This window comes from Pedobacter sp. Leaf176, from assembly GCF_001424305.1.
In the GTDB taxonomy this organism is placed as follows: Bacteria; Bacteroidota; Bacteroidia; order Sphingobacteriales; family Sphingobacteriaceae; genus Pedobacter.
In genome coordinates this window covers 576757-593473 of sequence record NZ_LMPD01000006.1, presented here as the reverse complement: position 1 = coordinate 593473, position 16717 = coordinate 576757, and the positions used below count along the sequence as shown (strand labels likewise).

Annotated in this window: 17 protein-coding genes; 8 read left to right on the top strand and 9 right to left on the bottom strand. The window is 36.9% G+C overall.

Features of this window, described 5'->3' with window-relative positions; translation table 11 throughout:
• Window positions 1-447 precede the first annotated feature (447 nt).
• From ASF92_RS21635 to ASF92_RS18500, 6 genes are all read left to right on the top strand, one after another.
• Window positions 448-873: an integrase core domain-containing protein gene (locus ASF92_RS21635; RefSeq protein ID WP_369817117.1), complete on the top strand. Its 426-nt coding sequence runs from the start codon at window positions 448-450 to the stop codon at window positions 871-873.
• A gap of 326 nt (window positions 874-1199) precedes the next feature.
• On the top strand, window positions 1200-2072 hold the full coding sequence (locus ASF92_RS20870) for an IS3 family transposase (protein WP_082489621.1): 873 nt from the start codon (window positions 1200-1202) through the stop codon (window positions 2070-2072).
• Between the two features lie 732 nt (window positions 2073-2804).
• The gene (locus ASF92_RS18515) at window positions 2805-3176 is read left to right on the top strand and encodes a hypothetical protein (protein ID WP_056096810.1); all 372 of its coding nucleotides are present in this window, start codon (window positions 2805-2807) and stop codon (window positions 3174-3176) included.
• Between the two features lie 470 nt (window positions 3177-3646).
• Entirely contained in the window at window positions 3647-4030 is a 384-nt protein-coding gene (locus ASF92_RS18510; RefSeq protein WP_056096807.1) for a hypothetical protein, read from the top strand.
• 422 nt (window positions 4031-4452) lie between these two features.
• Window positions 4453-4794: a hypothetical protein gene (locus tag ASF92_RS18505; RefSeq protein ID WP_056096802.1), complete on the top strand. Its 342-nt coding sequence runs from the start codon at window positions 4453-4455 to the stop codon at window positions 4792-4794.
• Window positions 4795-4841: 47 nt separating this feature from the next.
• Window positions 4842-5303: a hypothetical protein gene (locus ASF92_RS18500; RefSeq protein WP_056096799.1), complete on the top strand. Its 462-nt coding sequence runs from the start codon at window positions 4842-4844 to the stop codon at window positions 5301-5303.
• Between the two features lie 202 nt (window positions 5304-5505).
• Here ASF92_RS18500 and ASF92_RS18495 read toward each other — a convergent pair whose 3' ends face one another.
• Complete coding sequence (locus ASF92_RS18495) at window positions 5506-5685, bottom strand: hypothetical protein (protein WP_056096796.1); 180 nt, start codon at window positions 5683-5685, stop codon at window positions 5506-5508.
• A gap of 161 nt (window positions 5686-5846) precedes the next feature.
• Between ASF92_RS18495 and ASF92_RS18490 the strand changes: the two genes are divergently transcribed.
• The gene (locus ASF92_RS18490; RefSeq protein WP_056096793.1) at window positions 5847-6356 is read left to right on the top strand and encodes a YdeI/OmpD-associated family protein; all 510 of its coding nucleotides are present in this window, start codon (window positions 5847-5849) and stop codon (window positions 6354-6356) included.
• A 1-nt stretch (window position 6357) separates the two neighbouring features.
• Here the strand turns inward: ASF92_RS18490 and ASF92_RS18485 are convergent, their stop codons facing one another.
• From ASF92_RS18485 to ASF92_RS18455, 8 genes are all read right to left on the bottom strand, one after another.
• Window positions 6358-7086: a polyprenol monophosphomannose synthase gene (locus tag ASF92_RS18485; RefSeq protein ID WP_056096789.1), complete on the bottom strand. Its 729-nt coding sequence runs from the start codon at window positions 7084-7086 to the stop codon at window positions 6358-6360.
• A gap of 159 nt (window positions 7087-7245) precedes the next feature.
• A complete protein-coding gene (locus ASF92_RS18480) occupies window positions 7246-8727 on the bottom strand; it encodes a peptide MFS transporter (RefSeq protein ID WP_056096785.1) in 1482 nt (493 codons plus the stop codon).
• 65 nt (window positions 8728-8792) lie between these two features.
• Window positions 8793-10388: a peptide MFS transporter gene (locus tag ASF92_RS18475; RefSeq protein WP_082489620.1), complete on the bottom strand. Its 1596-nt coding sequence runs from the start codon at window positions 10386-10388 to the stop codon at window positions 8793-8795.
• Window positions 10389-10532: 144 nt separating this feature from the next.
• Window positions 10533-11429 carry a hypothetical protein gene (locus tag ASF92_RS18470; RefSeq protein ID WP_056096782.1) on the bottom strand — a complete coding sequence of 299 codons (897 nt, stop codon included), beginning with the start codon at window positions 11427-11429 and terminating at the stop codon, window positions 10533-10535.
• Between the two features lie 9 nt (window positions 11430-11438).
• The gene (locus tag ASF92_RS18465; protein WP_056096779.1) at window positions 11439-12614 is read right to left on the bottom strand and encodes an acetyl-CoA C-acyltransferase; all 1176 of its coding nucleotides are present in this window, start codon (window positions 12612-12614) and stop codon (window positions 11439-11441) included.
• Between the two features lie 331 nt (window positions 12615-12945).
• On the bottom strand, window positions 12946-13113 hold the full coding sequence (locus ASF92_RS20865; protein ID WP_082489619.1) for an Arc family DNA binding domain-containing protein: 168 nt from the start codon (window positions 13111-13113) through the stop codon (window positions 12946-12948).
• A gap of 2 nt (window positions 13114-13115) precedes the next feature.
• Entirely contained in the window at window positions 13116-13637 is a 522-nt protein-coding gene (locus tag ASF92_RS18460; RefSeq protein WP_056096776.1) for a hypothetical protein, read from the bottom strand.
• Window positions 13638-13641: 4 nt separating this feature from the next.
• Window positions 13642-14499 carry an SPFH domain-containing protein gene (locus ASF92_RS18455; protein WP_056096772.1) on the bottom strand — a complete coding sequence of 286 codons (858 nt, stop codon included), beginning with the start codon at window positions 14497-14499 and terminating at the stop codon, window positions 13642-13644.
• A 189-nt stretch (window positions 14500-14688) separates the two neighbouring features.
• Between ASF92_RS18455 and ASF92_RS18450 the strand changes: the two genes are divergently transcribed.
• Window positions 14689-16695: an HD family phosphohydrolase gene (locus tag ASF92_RS18450; protein ID WP_157263984.1), complete on the top strand. Its 2007-nt coding sequence runs from the start codon at window positions 14689-14691 to the stop codon at window positions 16693-16695.
• Window positions 16696-16717 lie beyond the last annotated feature (22 nt).

Genomic DNA, 16717 nt, shown 5'->3' with positions numbered 1-16717 from the left:
GGCGCTTTTTTTATATGTAATAGCTCATTTATTGGAGTTATCACTTTAATTTTATTTATATATAATTGATTTTCAGCACACAATCTTATCTGGTGATTTTTAGTAAACTGCAATAATCTGTTTTTTCAACTGTAAATGGAAACCCATACCAGACCATTTGTAAAGTTATATCCGTTTAATCGTTCGATTTGTATAAAGCTAAAGCCGTATAAGACACTTTCTATTGTAAACTTATTCCAGTATAGGACATTATAAGAGCTAGTCGAAAAGTTCCTAAGACGACCTATTCTAATCATTGGATGAAAAAATATCCAAATCTGATCAAGATTTGACGATCGTTAATACAGAACAAGTTTGGGTATGTGATCTAACATATATCTGTGTGGGTAATAACTTTAATTACTTATCACTAATTACAGATGCGCACTCCAGAATGATCGTTGGTTATTGCCTACATCCATTTCTTACTACAGACGGCTGCATTATTGCTTGGAAATGGCTATTACTTCCAGAACTAAGAAAAGCCCATTAATCCACCATTCCGACCGTGGCTCTCAATATTGCAGTTTTCAGTATGTTAGCAAGTTGCGGGAATCTGGTGTTAGTATAAGTATGACGGATAAGGGGGATCCATATGAAAATGCTATGGCAGAAAGGGTTAATGGAATCCTGAAGGTTGATTTTAAGCTCAATCGACTGTTCAAGTCTCATGCTGAAGCTTTATTAGCAACCAAGAGCGCGATAGCCAATTACAATTCATTACGACCTCATATGAGTTGTGATTACCTTACCCCACACACCGCTCACTTACTTGATCAACCTATGCGCATGCACTGGAAAAAGAAGGACGCTCCTCTTTCAATAAACACTTAAAATCACTTCAAAGTATGTCAGATAACAAATCTCCACCTGTCAACCTTAGACCTTATAATTCTTCGGACTAATCGAAGATTTTTTATATTTGTAAACTCATACCAGGGTTATAATTGTTAAGTTTCTAACAACCCTAAAAACTGTAAACCTTTTCCAGTATCTGACATATTGTAAACTTATTCCAGTATAGGACACCCCAAAGACCAGCGGTTACTGGAAAAGAAACTTGCCCTTGCAGAGCTGAAGATCGCCGCCCTTGAAAAGGTTATCGCACTCGCCAATGCGGAATATAATACTGATCTTAAAAAAAAAGCTGCTACCAGGTGATGGCCGAACTGCGCGGAACACGGAGGTATTATAGCATTGATAACCTCTGTGCGGTATTTAGCTACAGCAGACAGGCCTGGTATAACCATCTTAAAAGACTGGAGATAGATGTTCTTCAGGAGCATATCGTACTCCAGAGGATAGTTGAGATCAGAGAGAAACTGCCCAGGACCGGCTGCATAAAGCTTTACAAGGAACTCAATAATGGTTTTCTGCAGAACCTTGGCATCTCTATGGGAAGGGATGCGATATTCAGGCTGGTCCGCTCGAACGGCATGCTGATCCGGTCCAGGAAAAGATATGCACGCACAACCGACTCCTACCACAGGTTTAGGATACACCCGGATCTTGTGCAGAGGAGGCATGCGCAAAGAGCCGAGGAGATCTGGGTGAGTGACATCACCTACATCAGTACCCTTTCGGGGTTCAATTATCTTTCGCTGGTCACCGATGCGTATTCCAGAAAGATAATCATACATCACCTGTCAACAGACCTCAAAGCCTCTGGATGTATAAAGGCACTCGATAAGGCCGTGAACAACAGGATATATCCAACAGCCGTACTGATTCATCATTCGGACAGAGGAACCCAGTATTGCTGTGACGATTATGTGTCCAGACTGAAACAGGAGCATATCCTGATCAGCATGAACCAAACTGGAAGCCCATATGACAATGCTATTGCCGAACGGGTTAACGGAATACTTAAGATGGAGCTGAATCTATATGAAGTCTTTAAATCATATAAACAGGCAAGCAAGGCCGTAGAAAGTGCAGTAGAAAGGTACAATAATATTAGGCTACATGCCAGTTGCGACTACCAAACTCCGGAAAACGTTCACAAAAAGGATTATGTAAACAAATACCATTAAGAAATCTTAACATTGTAAACCAGATATAGTAATACTAAATCAATTGTAAACAAAAAGCAGTAACACGACTTTCTACTGTAAACTTATTCCAGTATAGGACAAGCAAAACAGCCCAACTGTTTCGATGGACTTTCGACACACTTAAGACGGACTTTCGTCGGACTTATGACAATTAGGTCCGTCCAAACACCGTCGTAATAGGGAATGAGCTATAGCTAAAATCTTTTCCAACTGATAAGCTTAGTTTAGTCTGTCCTATGCCAGTTGATAGTAAGATGGAGATCATAGAAATTGGAATTTGTAGCAGTCTGATTTATTGTTCGCTATTTCAGCGGTCACTTAAATCTAGAAACCAAGACTAAGAGCAGGTGGTTAAGGAGGATTTACTATAAATACAGTGGTGCCTTAGATTCTTATGAAGTAAGGGTGGGGCTTCTGCCGATAATGTTTGTATATTGCTGTATTGCGGTCTAGAGAAGTAGTTTTAGAAGGGGTTTAAGTTATCCGTTGGAACAATAAACCAGAGGGGGGGTTCAATTGGGCAATTATTGAATATATTAGTCAGTTCGTTTTGGAAAAACTTATTCTCAAATAACGCAAGAATTTTTAAGCAAATTTTTCCGATGGCACTCCTGCGAAAATAATTTGGAAGAATTATGAGAAGCCACGTAATTTAATTATGAATAATCATTATTACATCGAAATCAACGGGTTTTAATTTAAAACAATACTATGAGCAAACACCAACAATATAATTTAGTTTTTCAAAAACTAAAAGTGAGCGATAACGTTTATTGGGCCGTTTGTAGAGTTACGCACGGTGGAGAGAACTCTCCATTAGAAGGGGAGTTAAGAAGTATTCTTGGTACCAGTAACGAAGGGGAAGGATTAGTTGACACATTACTAGAAGAAACGAATAAAATATTAACAGGAACTTGGTCTGGATTTGAGGAAAATGGAGATAATACGTTTTTTACTGAAACTAATGAATCTGTACGTCTGGATCTTGTTGATGGATATGCTTACTTAGGACAGGAAGATTATGGTTGGAACCAACTGCCAAGGATATCCTTAATTGATTTGAAAGCAATTTTAGAGGAGTGAGTCTCATTTAGAAATTCTATGTGATATTGGTATTTGTTTCTATGATACGGATACCTCGCTGGCGCACGCGTGCCGCATTTGAATAATAATAACAAAGAAAACAAGAAATAAACAATGAGCCGTAAGTACAAATTCTACAATAAAAAGGGGCTATACTTTGTAATTTTTGCAACCGTGTATTGGATAGATGCCTGCAAGCAGTAGGCCCCTCGCTGGCGCAAGCGTGCCGCGTGTGAATAATAATAACAAAGAAAACAAGAAATAAACAATAGCCGTAAATACAAATTCTGCAATAAAGAGGGTTATACTTTGTAAGTTTTGCAACGGTATATTGGATAGATGCCTGCCTGCGGTAGGCAGGTATTTGTGAGGCCATTATATAATGATGTTTTAGTAGATAGCTTAAATTATAGTATAACAAATCTAGGTTTAGGATTATAATTAAAAGTTAAATTAAGACAATAAATTCCATGGCAAGAGCAATCATTTTTGATTTAAACGATAAAGATTTAACTATAGATTTCGGCACGTATGCTTTAATTATTTATTATGCCAAACAGGTGAACGAATCAAAAGCAATGAAATTATTCGATGCTACATCGACCGAATATAGATTTAGAATCAGGTACAATTTGCCGAAGGTTGGATTTACTGAAGACAATTATGATGCTCATTTTATTAGGAGTGAGATCATGGAATCCATCACGTTTATTGATAACGAACTTATCCCTAACCTTAATAGTGAAACGGAAGATTTATTAAAAAAATATGGAGGTAATAGTGGTTTTTTAGCACAATACTATAATTCTCCCGGATTTTTGATTGCTTTGGGTTTGGAAGAAGATGAGTTTTAATATGATTCTTCACAAGATATAATTCATTATTTGATGTTGCTTAAAGAGTTTATGCGATATGCGATGGGTGAGAATAAAGCATATTCGGTTTATATTCATTGAAGTTTTAGGATATAACTATCAATATTAACCACGATGCAGAGGTCTAAACATTTATTAAAATCTGCTTTCTAGAATTATAAAGTAAGAAAATTAATGAGCATTAAGGCACCTTTTATAAAATTTTTGTATAGGACAGGCCAGATTTTAAATAGATTTATATTTTGGACCCTAATAAGATCGATTATTTAATATTTAAACTATTAATAAATGGCAACAACATTTTAGATTAAAAAAACGATAAGGGATTTTATATACATGAAACGTATGCTCAGCTCATTTTTCAATTTATTTATCAAGAATTATTAAAATCACAATATGTTTTGATAAATAAGCAAGAAATTATAGATGATCTAAAAGACAAGTTCAACGGTTTAAGGAATGGCTATATTATTTTAGGATGGGAAGATGAACTAGTTTGCCAAACTGACGAAGAAACCATGGTTCAGGTTTTACATAATATAATTATCGTTTTACAACATAAAGGAAAATATGTCACTGTTTCCGAAATTCAAGCAATGCCATCAGAAGATAGGCACTGGAAAGCAGTTATGGATAGAAACTTTCTAACAGCTGAATTAATTAGAATTTTTACTGCTATGATTCAAATGCTCCAAGGAACGTGGACTTCAAGTGATTTTGATATGAAGATTAACTGGAAATAGTGTCTAGCCTCTGATAGCAACATTTCAGGCATAAGAAATTAATAATAATGTCAAATACAAGCTTAATCAAATATAAAAACAAAGGATTTTGGATAAATGAAAACTTTATGCAATTATTATTTAACTACCTCTATATAGAAGTTCAAAAAAAGGAATATGTTTTTGTTGATAAACAAGACTTACTAGAAGAACTGAATGAAGGTGTTAAAGGTTGGTATAAGGGATATTTTAGCCTGTCATGGGAAGAGATACTAAAAAATACTTCTGATGAACAAAATTTAATAAAACTTCTCCAAAACATGAAGATAATTCTCCAGAATAAAGGGCTAAATATTTCGGCAGCTGAATTACAATCAATTAATGTAGAGGATGATACCTTTAATTATTTATTTAGCAGAAAGCCTTTTCCTATAATAGAATTGAACAAAATTATTGATGCGCTTATAGAAATGCTGAATGGCACTTGGAATTATACGAACTATCGCATGGAAATCAATTATCAGTATTAAAAATGTTTATGAAAAAAAACCTTGTACGCATGCCAGCCTTCAAATAAGCTAATTTGTAGCAATATTTTTTTTGAATATTAGTCACAATCCTGCCGATTGCGCTAATGGGAAAGATATTCCATTGATGATTCCCAGGGCTATACTTAAACATGCCTTTTTTCAAAAAAAGATTTCAAAAACTCAACTCAAAATAAACCCGTCATTATTTAGATCTATTTTTATTCACCGTTCCTGCGCTTTCTTCACCTGATTCATTAGGCGTATCACCGGCCTGACCATATTTTTCTGATGCACCTTGTCCGTTTTGGTCGAAACTTGCTTTTTCTTTAGATGTTCCGGCTTTTTTTGTATCCTCGCTTTTTTTATCTTTTTGATTTTCCATGACTTCTTTTTTATTTTAGAACACATAAGAAAAGGAAAAAGTTTAATTAAAATTCTGACCAATGGTAAATCTATGGTATATTAGGTTCAGGTAATGGAATTCAAAGTCACAAAATATACGATTGTACATTTGCAATTAGCGTAGAATAGTCCAGGTAATTTATGGTTCATTTTAAAGCAGAAATAGAACAGTTCGAATCGATGGGAGAGAAGACCGGCTGGCGCTACGTTTTTATTCCGGCAGGTTTGGCAAACCAACTCAAAGCAGATTGTAAAAAGAGTTTTCGGGTGAAGGGTAAAATTGATGCAGTCGAAATTGAAGGTATGGCCGCAATTCCCATGGGAGAAGGCGATTTTATTATTGCCCTGAAAGCAGATTTACGAAAAAGACTCAGAAAAGAAGCGGGTGCAACCGTAGAACTTTTCCTGGAGGAAGATAAAGACTTTAAAGTGGAAATGCCTGAAGACCTGGAAATGTGTTTATCTGAAGAAAAACATTTGATGGCTAACTTCCTGAAACAACCAAAATCGCATCAAAACTATTTTATTAACTGGATTAACAGCGCTAAAACAGAAGCGACCAGAACAAAGCGGTTGGTGGCTACTGTCACCGCGATGTACGAAAAGCAGGATTTTGGCGCGATGATTAGAGCAAGCAAAGCAACCAAATAAATTATCTTTTATAGCTTTTGAACCAGCTGTTCACTTTCATTTGAATTACCCCTAAAAAGGCCTCCCTGAATATTCTGGTACTCATCTTTGATGTTCCCTCTGTTCTATCGGTAAAAATGATGGGAACCTCGACAACCTTGAAACCAAATTTAATTGCTGTAAACTTCATTTCAATTTGAAAAGCGTAGCCGACAAATTTAATTTTATCCAAAGGAATGGTCTCTAAAACTATCCTTCGGTAACATTTAAAACCAGCAGTAGCATCCTGAATATTGATTCTGGTGATGAACCGCACATACATAGAGGCGAAATACGACATTAAGACCCTGCCCATCGGCCAGTTTACAACGTTTACACCCTTGATATACCTTGAGCCTACTGCAATATCAGCTCCGTTTAAACAGGCTGATTTCAAGCGGATTAAATCGTCAGGATTATGTGAGAAATCGGCATCCATTTCGAAAATGTAGTCATATTTCTTTTCAATAGCCCATTTAAAACCAAAAATATAAGCTGTACCTAAGCCTTGCTTGCCTGCACGCTCATGAACATATAATTGCTCGGCATATTCCTCTTGTAACAATTTAACAATTTCTGCCGTGCCGTCTGGTGAACCATCATCGATAATTAAAATATCAAAGGCCTGGTTTAAAGAAAAAACCTTTCGGATAATTTTCTCGATATTTTCCTTTTCATTATAGGTAGGTATGATAACTAAACTATCGGACACTTTAATTATTTTTAATGTATTTTTAATTTTGAACTACTGCTTTCGGTTTCCCATTTCCCATTTCCCATTTCCCATTTCCGCAAAATTCAAACCGCGAAAGTAAATATTTAATGTGAAAATAACCGCATCATTTCAATGGATTAAATTCTGATAAAGATCTTATCTAACCTCGGCCATTAATTTTTTAATCATAGGCGAAACGATAATTAAGGCAAGACCCGCGATTAACGAATAAATCGCCAGTTGTTTATAACCCTCAGTGTACGACATTAATTTAGCCATCAGCGAAGCATTCTCAATACTAGACATCTCTGCGCCAAGCTTACCGGCAGCAAGTTGCCCGAATGCACTGGATAGAAACCAGAGCCCCATCATCATCCCGAACATTCTCTTCGGGGATAGCTTTGTAATAATCGACATCCCGATTGGACCTAAGCAAAGTTCGCCCAATGTGAGCAGGAGATAGGCCAGCGTAAATATATTTAATGAACTGATGCCTTGCTCGTTCGCGAAAAATCGGGTCGAATAAAATACATAGAAACTTAGCGCCAACAATAAAAAGCCAATTCCGAACTTAACAACTGTATTTGGTTCAATTTTTTTCTTATACATTAACAGCCATAAAATGCCTACAATAGGACTAAAAACGATGACAAATAAGGAGTTAACGCTATTATTAACAACGTTTGGATCGATGGATAAAAAAAGCAGGTTATGGTTCAGGTTATCTTTTGCAAATAAGGACAACGAACCGCCGCTCTGCTCAGAAATCGCCATGAAAATGAAGTAACAGAAGATAAATACAAAAGCAGCCAGTAGTTTGTATTGTGCTTTCCGATCTTTCACCATAAAAATTTCATAAAGAAAATATATTAAGGCTACTACACCAATTGTGTACATGAAGTAATCGGTGAAAGCCGTATTCTTAACCATGATGAAAATCAAAGGAATACAGAGTAAAGAACCTGTATAAACAGCAATTTCGTAAGCTGTTCTTTTGCTTTTCTCCAGGTGCAAAAGTGGTGAATTACCTATGGGACCCAGGTATTTTTTTGTAAATATAAATGTGCTCAGTCCGAAAGCCATAACTAAAGCTGCTGATAAAAAGCATAAATGCCAGCTGTAATATTTACCCAGGTAAATGCACATTGCGCCGCCTAATAAGCCACCCACATTAATGCCTGCATAAAATAGCCCGTAACCTGCATCTCTTCGATTGTCTTTTTCATGATATAATTCTCCCACCATAGATGAGATATTCGGTTTAAAGAAGCCTGTTCCTATAATTGATAAGGTAATACCGGTATAGAATAATCCCTGCGGATTAAAAGCCAGTACTAAGTTGCCTATAATCATTAAGGCACCTCCCCAGAAAAGCGATTTTCTGAAGCCAAGAATTTTATCAGCAAAAATGCCCCCGATAAATGTAAAGGCATAAACAAAGGCCTGTATGGCACCGTATTGCAGGTTTGATTTTTGATCAGAAAGATGCAATTGGTCAACCATAAAAAACGCAAGCACACCGCGCATGCCATAAAAGCAAAAGCGTTCCCACATTTCAACTAATGATAAATACCAGAGTTGTTTCGGGTATTTACCTTCAAAATTTTGAATCTCTTCTAAAGATTGTATTTCACTCATGCCTGTTTATGAAAAGCCAAAAGCCCGAAATAACCGGGCTTTTGGATGTTGTATCTTACAAAATTTTAATGAACGCCATGCATCCATTTTTTCAATAAAGGATTTAAAGAGAGCATAATCAAGCCGGCAACGATTGGTATTCCGGTGAAAATCAGGAAAAATATAGAAATCGAATATTGTGAGCTGATTTTATCAATTAAAGAACCGGTAGCGCCCGCCAGGTAATTACCAATGGCGGTACAGGTAAACCAGAATCCGAACATCAAACCAACCAGGTTTGCCGGTGCCAGTTTACTCACATAAGATAAACCCACTGGTGATATACATAATTCGCCAACTGTATGAAAGAAATAAGCGAAAATTAACCAGAACATACTTACCTGAGCGGCAGTCGCACCTTGTGGAATGTTTGCGCCGCCATAAGCTAAGCCTGCAAAACCAACGCCTACTAAAATAAGTCCGATACCAAATTTAACCGGACCGCTGGGATTGAATTTAGTTTCCCAGATTTTAGAGAAAATTGGCGCTAATGAAACAATAAAAAAGGAGTTTAAAACGCTAAACCATGAAGCGGGAACTTCTGTTGTTATTGAACTAAATTCTCTCGTTACTTTCCAAATGGCTATTCCCCAGATAATCAGGAAACTTAATAGGGTAAAAAGAATAGTTGCAGGGTACTTTTTGAAGATTTTTGTAGCAAGGCTAAAAAGTACATAAGATACAGCAACCAGAGGAAAAATTGTTAAAATTGCATCAATCCACTTAAATGTTGTTGCTGCGCCTCCGGTTAAGTTCCTTAACGTATAGTCTTTAGCGAAAATAGTCATCGAACCGCCTGCCTGTTCGAAAACCATCCAAAAGAAAATAGTGAAAATTGAAAAGATACCTACAACCCATAAGCGTTGTTTTCTCACAATTGGCGATATAACTTCAGCCGTCGGATCTACCTTTTCTACTTTTTCGGCTCTCTGAATTGAAGAACCAATTACTCCGAATATTTTCTGACCAAAATAGAATTGTAACATCCCAAACAGCATAAATATACCAGCTAAACCGAAGCCATAGTGCCAGCCAACTTTCTCGCCAATATAACCACACATCAACATGCCGATAAATGCGCCGGAGTTAATTCCCATATAGAAAATAGCATATGCACTATCCTTCTTGTCGCTGATTGGTGGGTATAATTTCCCAACAATTGAGGAAATGTTTGGTTTGAACATCCCGTTACCTAAAATTAACAGGAGTAAGCCGACATAAAAGAAGTTCGTACTTATTGCTTCAAGTGCCATGGCGCCATGACCAAGTGTCATTATTAGCGCACCAATTATAACAGCCTTTCTGTAACCGGTCCATCTGTCAGCAATTAAACCTCCGATAATTGGTGTAAAATATGCTAATCCAGTGTATAAAGCATAAAGTTGTAATGCTTCTGGTCGTGGCCAGCCCCATCCGTTTTTGCTCAAATCGCTAACCAGGAATAAAACCAGTATTGCACGCATTCCGTAATAACTGAATCTTTCCCACATTTCGGTGAAAAAAAGAACGAATAAACCTACTGGATGGTTGAATAACTTTTCAGGAGAAACGCCCTGGCTTTCTAAATGGAGATTTAATTCTTTCTCATGGTTAATAGATAGTGTTTCAGCTGTTGTTTGCATAGAACATTTGGTTGGTTTAAGTTTATGATTTCAAAATTTGTGTGTTGTTTTTTGTCAATAAAAAGTCGCAATATAGCGAGCAATGCGCATTCTAACAAATTTTTAACTTATCTGTTAATTATAAAAGGGTAATCATCTGATGATTTAGAATTTTTTAACCGGTTTTACATTTTTAGCAGGATCGATATATAATGCATCGTTCGAATTTGCCTCATTATTTAAAACGACATTTTCCTGAAGTTTTAAACGTCCGCCCACGATTTTAAAAGCATCCGTATTTCCGTCTGATCCGTAAAATTGAAATTTCCCTTTCATTTCAGGGTCGAAGGGTGCCAGATGATCGAAAACAATTAGACCAGCATTTTTATCGCTTTTCAAAAGCATGGCATTCTGTTTCTGGTATTCAAAAATTATCCTGTTATTACTTTTTAGGTCTTTTCCATCAAATACGGGCATTCCAAAAGTAACAGCATCCTTGTCGAACGATAAAATTTCAATCACTTTTTTAGTGGTTTCAACCGTATTTCCCTTCCAGCCTAAAAGTACATAATATGGCAATCTTCCGGATGAGGTTACAGGAATTATTTCATAATATTTGGCGCCAAACCATTTCTGATTGCTCGTAACTGCATTTGGCTCTGTAAAGTTCTCTGTTTGATCAATTAAAGGGAATAGCTTTAGTCCATTCTTATTATTCATTTGAATGGCACCATAATACCTGTAGATGCCATTTTCCAACTGAATATACCAGGAAATAAGTCTGAAAGATTGGTCCGGCGATTTAATTATCGCTATTGTTTTTAAGGAATCGAATGGATAACTAAATGAATTTGGCTGCTTCAGTGCTTCTACGAGCGTTTTTACGAATTTGCCGTTTTCCTCAAACTTCTTCCCGTCGTTTAGTTGCAGGCTGTAAATGGTCCGGGAGATTTTTATTAAGCTATCCTGAAAAACGTCAAGCCTATTACTGAGTTGTTGCGCCTGAAGTTTTATACTCAGAAGACCAGTTAAAATCAGTAAATAAAATTTAACGTTTTTCATTGGATAAATTTATAATTTTTCAATAACAAGTGCACTTGCACCACCGCCGCCATTACAGATTCCGGCGACACCGATCTTGCCATTATTTTGCTGCAATACAGCAAGCAGCGTAACTACAATTCTTGCCCCTGATGCGCCTAGAGGGTGACCTAAAGAAACAGCGCCGCCGTTTACGTTAACTTTATCTTCTTCTAGATTTAAAAGCTGATTATTTGCAATTGAAACAACGGAAAAAGCCTCATTAATTTCAAAATAATCAACTTCTTTTATATCTATATTGGCTCTTTGCAAGGCCAGGGGAATTGCTTTTGATGGGGCGGTTGTAAACCATTCGGGCGCTTGTTGTGCGTCTGCAAAGCCTAAGATTTTTGCTATTGGTTTAACCCCTAAGGTAGCGGCACGATCGGCACTCATTAAAACCAGAGCAGCGGCGCCGTCGTTTAAAGTAGATGCATTTGCCGCAGTAACAGTTCCGTCTTTTTTAAATACCGGTTTTAAAGAGGGGATTTTATCAAATTTAACAGCAGTGGGCTCATCATCAGTATCGACTACTGAAATGGCTCCTTTACGATCTACAACTTCTATCGGTACAATTTCTCCGGCAAATTTTCCGGCAATTTGAGCAGCTTGTGCTCTTTTGTAGGATTCAGTTGCAAAATTATCCTGCGCTTCGCGGCTAATGCTACAGTCTGTAGCACAAAGCTCGGCAGCCGAGCCCATATGATAATCGTTGTAAACATCCCAAAGTCCATCTTTCACCAATCCATCAGTTATTTGTCCGTGACCCAGCCTGTAGCCATTTCTGGCTTTATCCAGGTAATACGGCACATTGCTCATGCTTTCCATTCCGCCGGCAACGATGATATCATTATCGCCATTGGCAATACTCTGCGCAGCAAGCATAATCGCTTTAGTACCAGATGCACAAACTTTGTTAATGGTTGTTGCGGGTACATCAGGTAATCCGGCAAACTTTGCGGCCTGGGTTGCAGGCGCCTGACCTAAATTGGCCGAAAGCACATTGCCCATATAAACTTCCTGAATTTGATCTGGTTTTAAACTTGCCTGCTCAACAGCAGCCTTAATGGCATGTCCACCCAACTGCGTTGCGGAAAATTGGGCTAAAGAGCCACCAAAACTTCCGATAGCCGTACGTACAGCGGAAACAATTACAACTTCTCTCATGTAAATAATTTTTATGAATTTTGGTTAGGCTGCTAAGTTATGTATTTTTAATATTGCATAAACGCTATAAAATAGATTTTAGCATAATGGCAATGTCTAATAAATAAAGAAGCTGTATCAAAAGTAAAATTAGCTTTAAGGCTATAATTTTATTATTCGCCATTATCGCACAGGCGGCAACCATGATTGCTCAGCGAAGCTAATCTTAAAGCGCTTTGTAATAGCATTAGAATTCCGAATTAAATCCATCTATTGGGTTGGGAATGACAACGTATCGAAATATAATTTGATTTATGTGCAGTTTAATTCTTTTTATTAACGCCTCTTTTATCTATTCTTCTTTTAACTTCGTCTTCTTACGGGATTTTATCGCTTGATTTAACAAGAATTCAATTTGTCCGTTTGTACTCCTAAATTCATCGGAGGCCCATACTTCAATTTCCTTCAAAAGTGCCGGGCTAATCCTTAATACAAAAGCTTTTTTATCTTTCTCTGCCATCTTTACTTTATTGCCTGTATCTGATGCCGGGTTTTAAGATTTATAAGGAATAGTTCCAGCGCATCCAATTTATTTGAGCTAAAAAGAAGCTTCTTGCCATTTTTAAATTCTATTTTCAAACCTTTATCTCTGTCGTTTAGGATATAGGCCTTATCGTTAAATTTAAACCAAAGCCTGTAACGAACACCCCAGCCACCATAATCGCCTAATGCATCATATTTATCAATGTAGACTTTTTCAATATCACTCCAGGGAATTAACTTTGGCTTAATCTGAAATGGGAAATACCGATAGGAAATTCCTTCAGGCATAATTTTAGTAGTAAGTACATTTTTCTGAATAAAAAAAATAACCAGGAAGGGCAGGAGTACTGCCCATAAAGGTGCGAAATAAGTATCCTTTAAATCATTAAAACTCATACCCCCTTTATCGAATAATACGACGCTTAAAACAATTACAGCATCAACAGCCAATAAGATATAAAGCCACCAAAGTTTCAGATTTTGTTTTTCTTCAAATTCCATAGTCTTAATTGTATAAAGTGCCGGTATTTACAACGGGCTGAACGTGGCGGTCGCCGCATAACACAACTAATAAGTTACTTACCATTGCAGCTTTACGTTCTTCATCCAATTCGACGATTCCTTTTTGGGATAACTTTTCTAATGCCATCTCCACCATCCCGACAGCACCCTCAACAATTAGTTTACGGGCAGCAATAACCGCAGTAGCTTGCTGGCGCTGCAACATGGCGCTGGCAATTTCCGGTGCATAAGCTAGATGCGATATTCTAGCCTCCAAAACTTCAATGCCAGCCCTTGATAATCTGTCGTTCAATTCATTTTCCAGGAGCTCGCTCACTTTTTCGGCACCATCCTTAAGTGTTATACTCGTTTCTTCGCCTTCCGAATGGTCATAGGGAAATATATTTGCTAAGTGCCTAACCGCGGCCTCGCTTTGAATGTTAACGTATTGCATGTAATTTTCGACAGAGAAAATAGCTTTTGCGGTTTCATTAACTTTCCAAACCACAACTGCGGCAATTTCAATCGGATTGCCCAGTTTGTCGTTAACCTTTAGCTGCTGGCCATTTAAATTATTTGCTCTTAAGGAAACCTTTCTTTTACTGGTTAATGGGTTGACCCAAAAAAAGCCATCCGTTTTAACTGTGCCTACATACTTTCCAAAAAGTGTCAGTACTTTTGATTCATTTGGATTATTAATGATTAGTCCCGGCAAAACCAGAAAAAAATTGAAGGCAATTAAACTGCCACCAGAAATAAAACTCTTTGTAACAAAACAGAAAACTGCGGCACCTAAAAGTACCAAAAATAACGCAAATGTTAAATAGCCAGATGGCGGGTTAATAATTTTTTCCTGATACATATTGATATTGATTTGATATCATAAAATAAATTATAATTAATGGCAATTGCAAAGAAAATCAGTAAAATGTATATTAGATAAAAATGCTATTTTTGACAGCACCATAATTGTATTGTTTTGGCCAAAATAAAGAAAAACTCACATAAGATTCTCTACCGTAAATATTCATCGAATCTCAAATACCTGATGATGATGTTCACGGTTTTTATTATAACGCTTTTTTTACCCAAACAACCTCGCTTCAGGTATGAATTCGAAAAAAACAAGGTTTGGATGAATAAGGATTTAATATCGCCCTTTCCATTTGCCATTCTAAAAACAAACCCACAGGTGAGCACAGATAAAAAGGATGCGCTGCGAGACGTTTTGCCGGTTTATCAGTTTGATAGCGAAATCACCACGGGTGCATTAGAAGGATTTATGAATGAGTTCGACATCAAATGGCGTTCCGGTCAGCTTGATGAGCGGGAGAAGGCTGCTTATAAAAATGCATCTTATAAAATTTTACAGCATATTTATCAAAGAGGAATTATCGGTTTAAATGTAAAGCATCAAACATCTGGCAAAAATTACGACTTTTCGTTGCTGAGCAATAACGTTTCCATTCAAAAAAATACACAGGATATTTTTACCGCGGAAACTGCTTTAAAATATTTTAAAGAAAATTTTAAAGCGCCCAATCAGGTTATGCAGGATTTGATTAATAACCTTGCAGAAGATCATATAACACCCAACATAACCTTTAATGAGAGATTAACAGAGGTTATTCGTGAAAATACGGTTAGTAATGTGTCTACCACTAAAGGTATGGTGCAGAAAGGTGAGCTTATTGTTGCAAAAAATGACGTTATCGACGACGAAATATATCAGAAGTTAGAGTCTTATAAAGCCACGTATGATGCCCAAACAAAAACCATTGGCAGCAGGACTTTAATTTACCTGGGGCAGGTGGTTCTTGTAGGGTTCGTTTTAACAATATTAATGTCGTTTCTTTTTCTTTTCAGACGGGATATTTTTTCCGATAACCGGCAGCTCTCGCTTATTTTAATTGTAACCACGGGAATGTTGCTTGCGTTAACCTGGGCGTTAAAGATGAACATTGCAAGTCTTTATTACATACCGTTCTGTGTGGTTCCGATTATTATAAGGATTTTATTTGACACCAGACTTGCATTATACCTCCACATGCTGGTGATTTTGATTGCGGGTTTCTTTGTTGCAAACAGTTTCGAGTTCGTTTTTTACCAGGTAACTGCCGGCATGGTTGCTATTTTTAGTATCAAGAATTTTGTAAAACGGGAGCGATTTTTATTATCAGCGCTATTTATTCTGTCTGCCTATTTTGTTTCATTTGTTGGGATAGCACTGCTTAGGGAAGGTTCTTTCAGGGACATTGAATGGGGGAATTTTGTTCCGTTTATATTTAGTGTTTTACTTTCGTTATTGGCTTACCCGCTAATTTACATTTTTGAAAGGGTTTTTGGTATTACATCAGATGTTGCTTTAATCGAACTCACCAATACCAACAATAAGCTTTTGAGAGAACTGGCCTTCAAAGCGCCTGGCACTTTTCAGCATTCACTACAGGTGGCTAACCTGGCAGAAGCAGCCATTTTTAAAATCGGTGGTAATTCTGTTCTTGTCAGGGCAGGGGCGCTTTATCACGATATTGGAAAAGTAGACAATCCTCAGTATTTTATAGAAAACCAGAACACAGCAGTTAGTCCACATGATAAATTACCTTACGAACAAAGTGCGCAGATCATTATTCAGCATGTGCATAAGGGCATAGAAATTTTGAGGAAGAATCAAATGCCAGAAGCAATTATAGACTTCATCAGGACGCATCATGGGAACACGCGCGTTGATTATTTTTATCAGTCGTTTCTTAAAAACTCACCTGAAAAATTTGTCGATGAAAATATATTCCGTTACCCGGGGCCTATACCTTTTAGTAAAGAAACCGGTGTATTAATGTTAGCCGATTCAGTTGAAGCTGCCTCAAGATCGCTTAAAAATCCGGATGCCCAGAACATAAATGACCTGGTTGAACGTATAATTAACTATAAATTGGAACAAAATCAATTAGATAATTGCGATTTAACATTAAAAGATATTGAAACTATTAAACTGATTTTCAAGACAATGCTTATGAGTATTTATCATGTGCGTATAGATTATCAACAAGTTTTATAATTTTTTTTTGTGGAATAGGTTG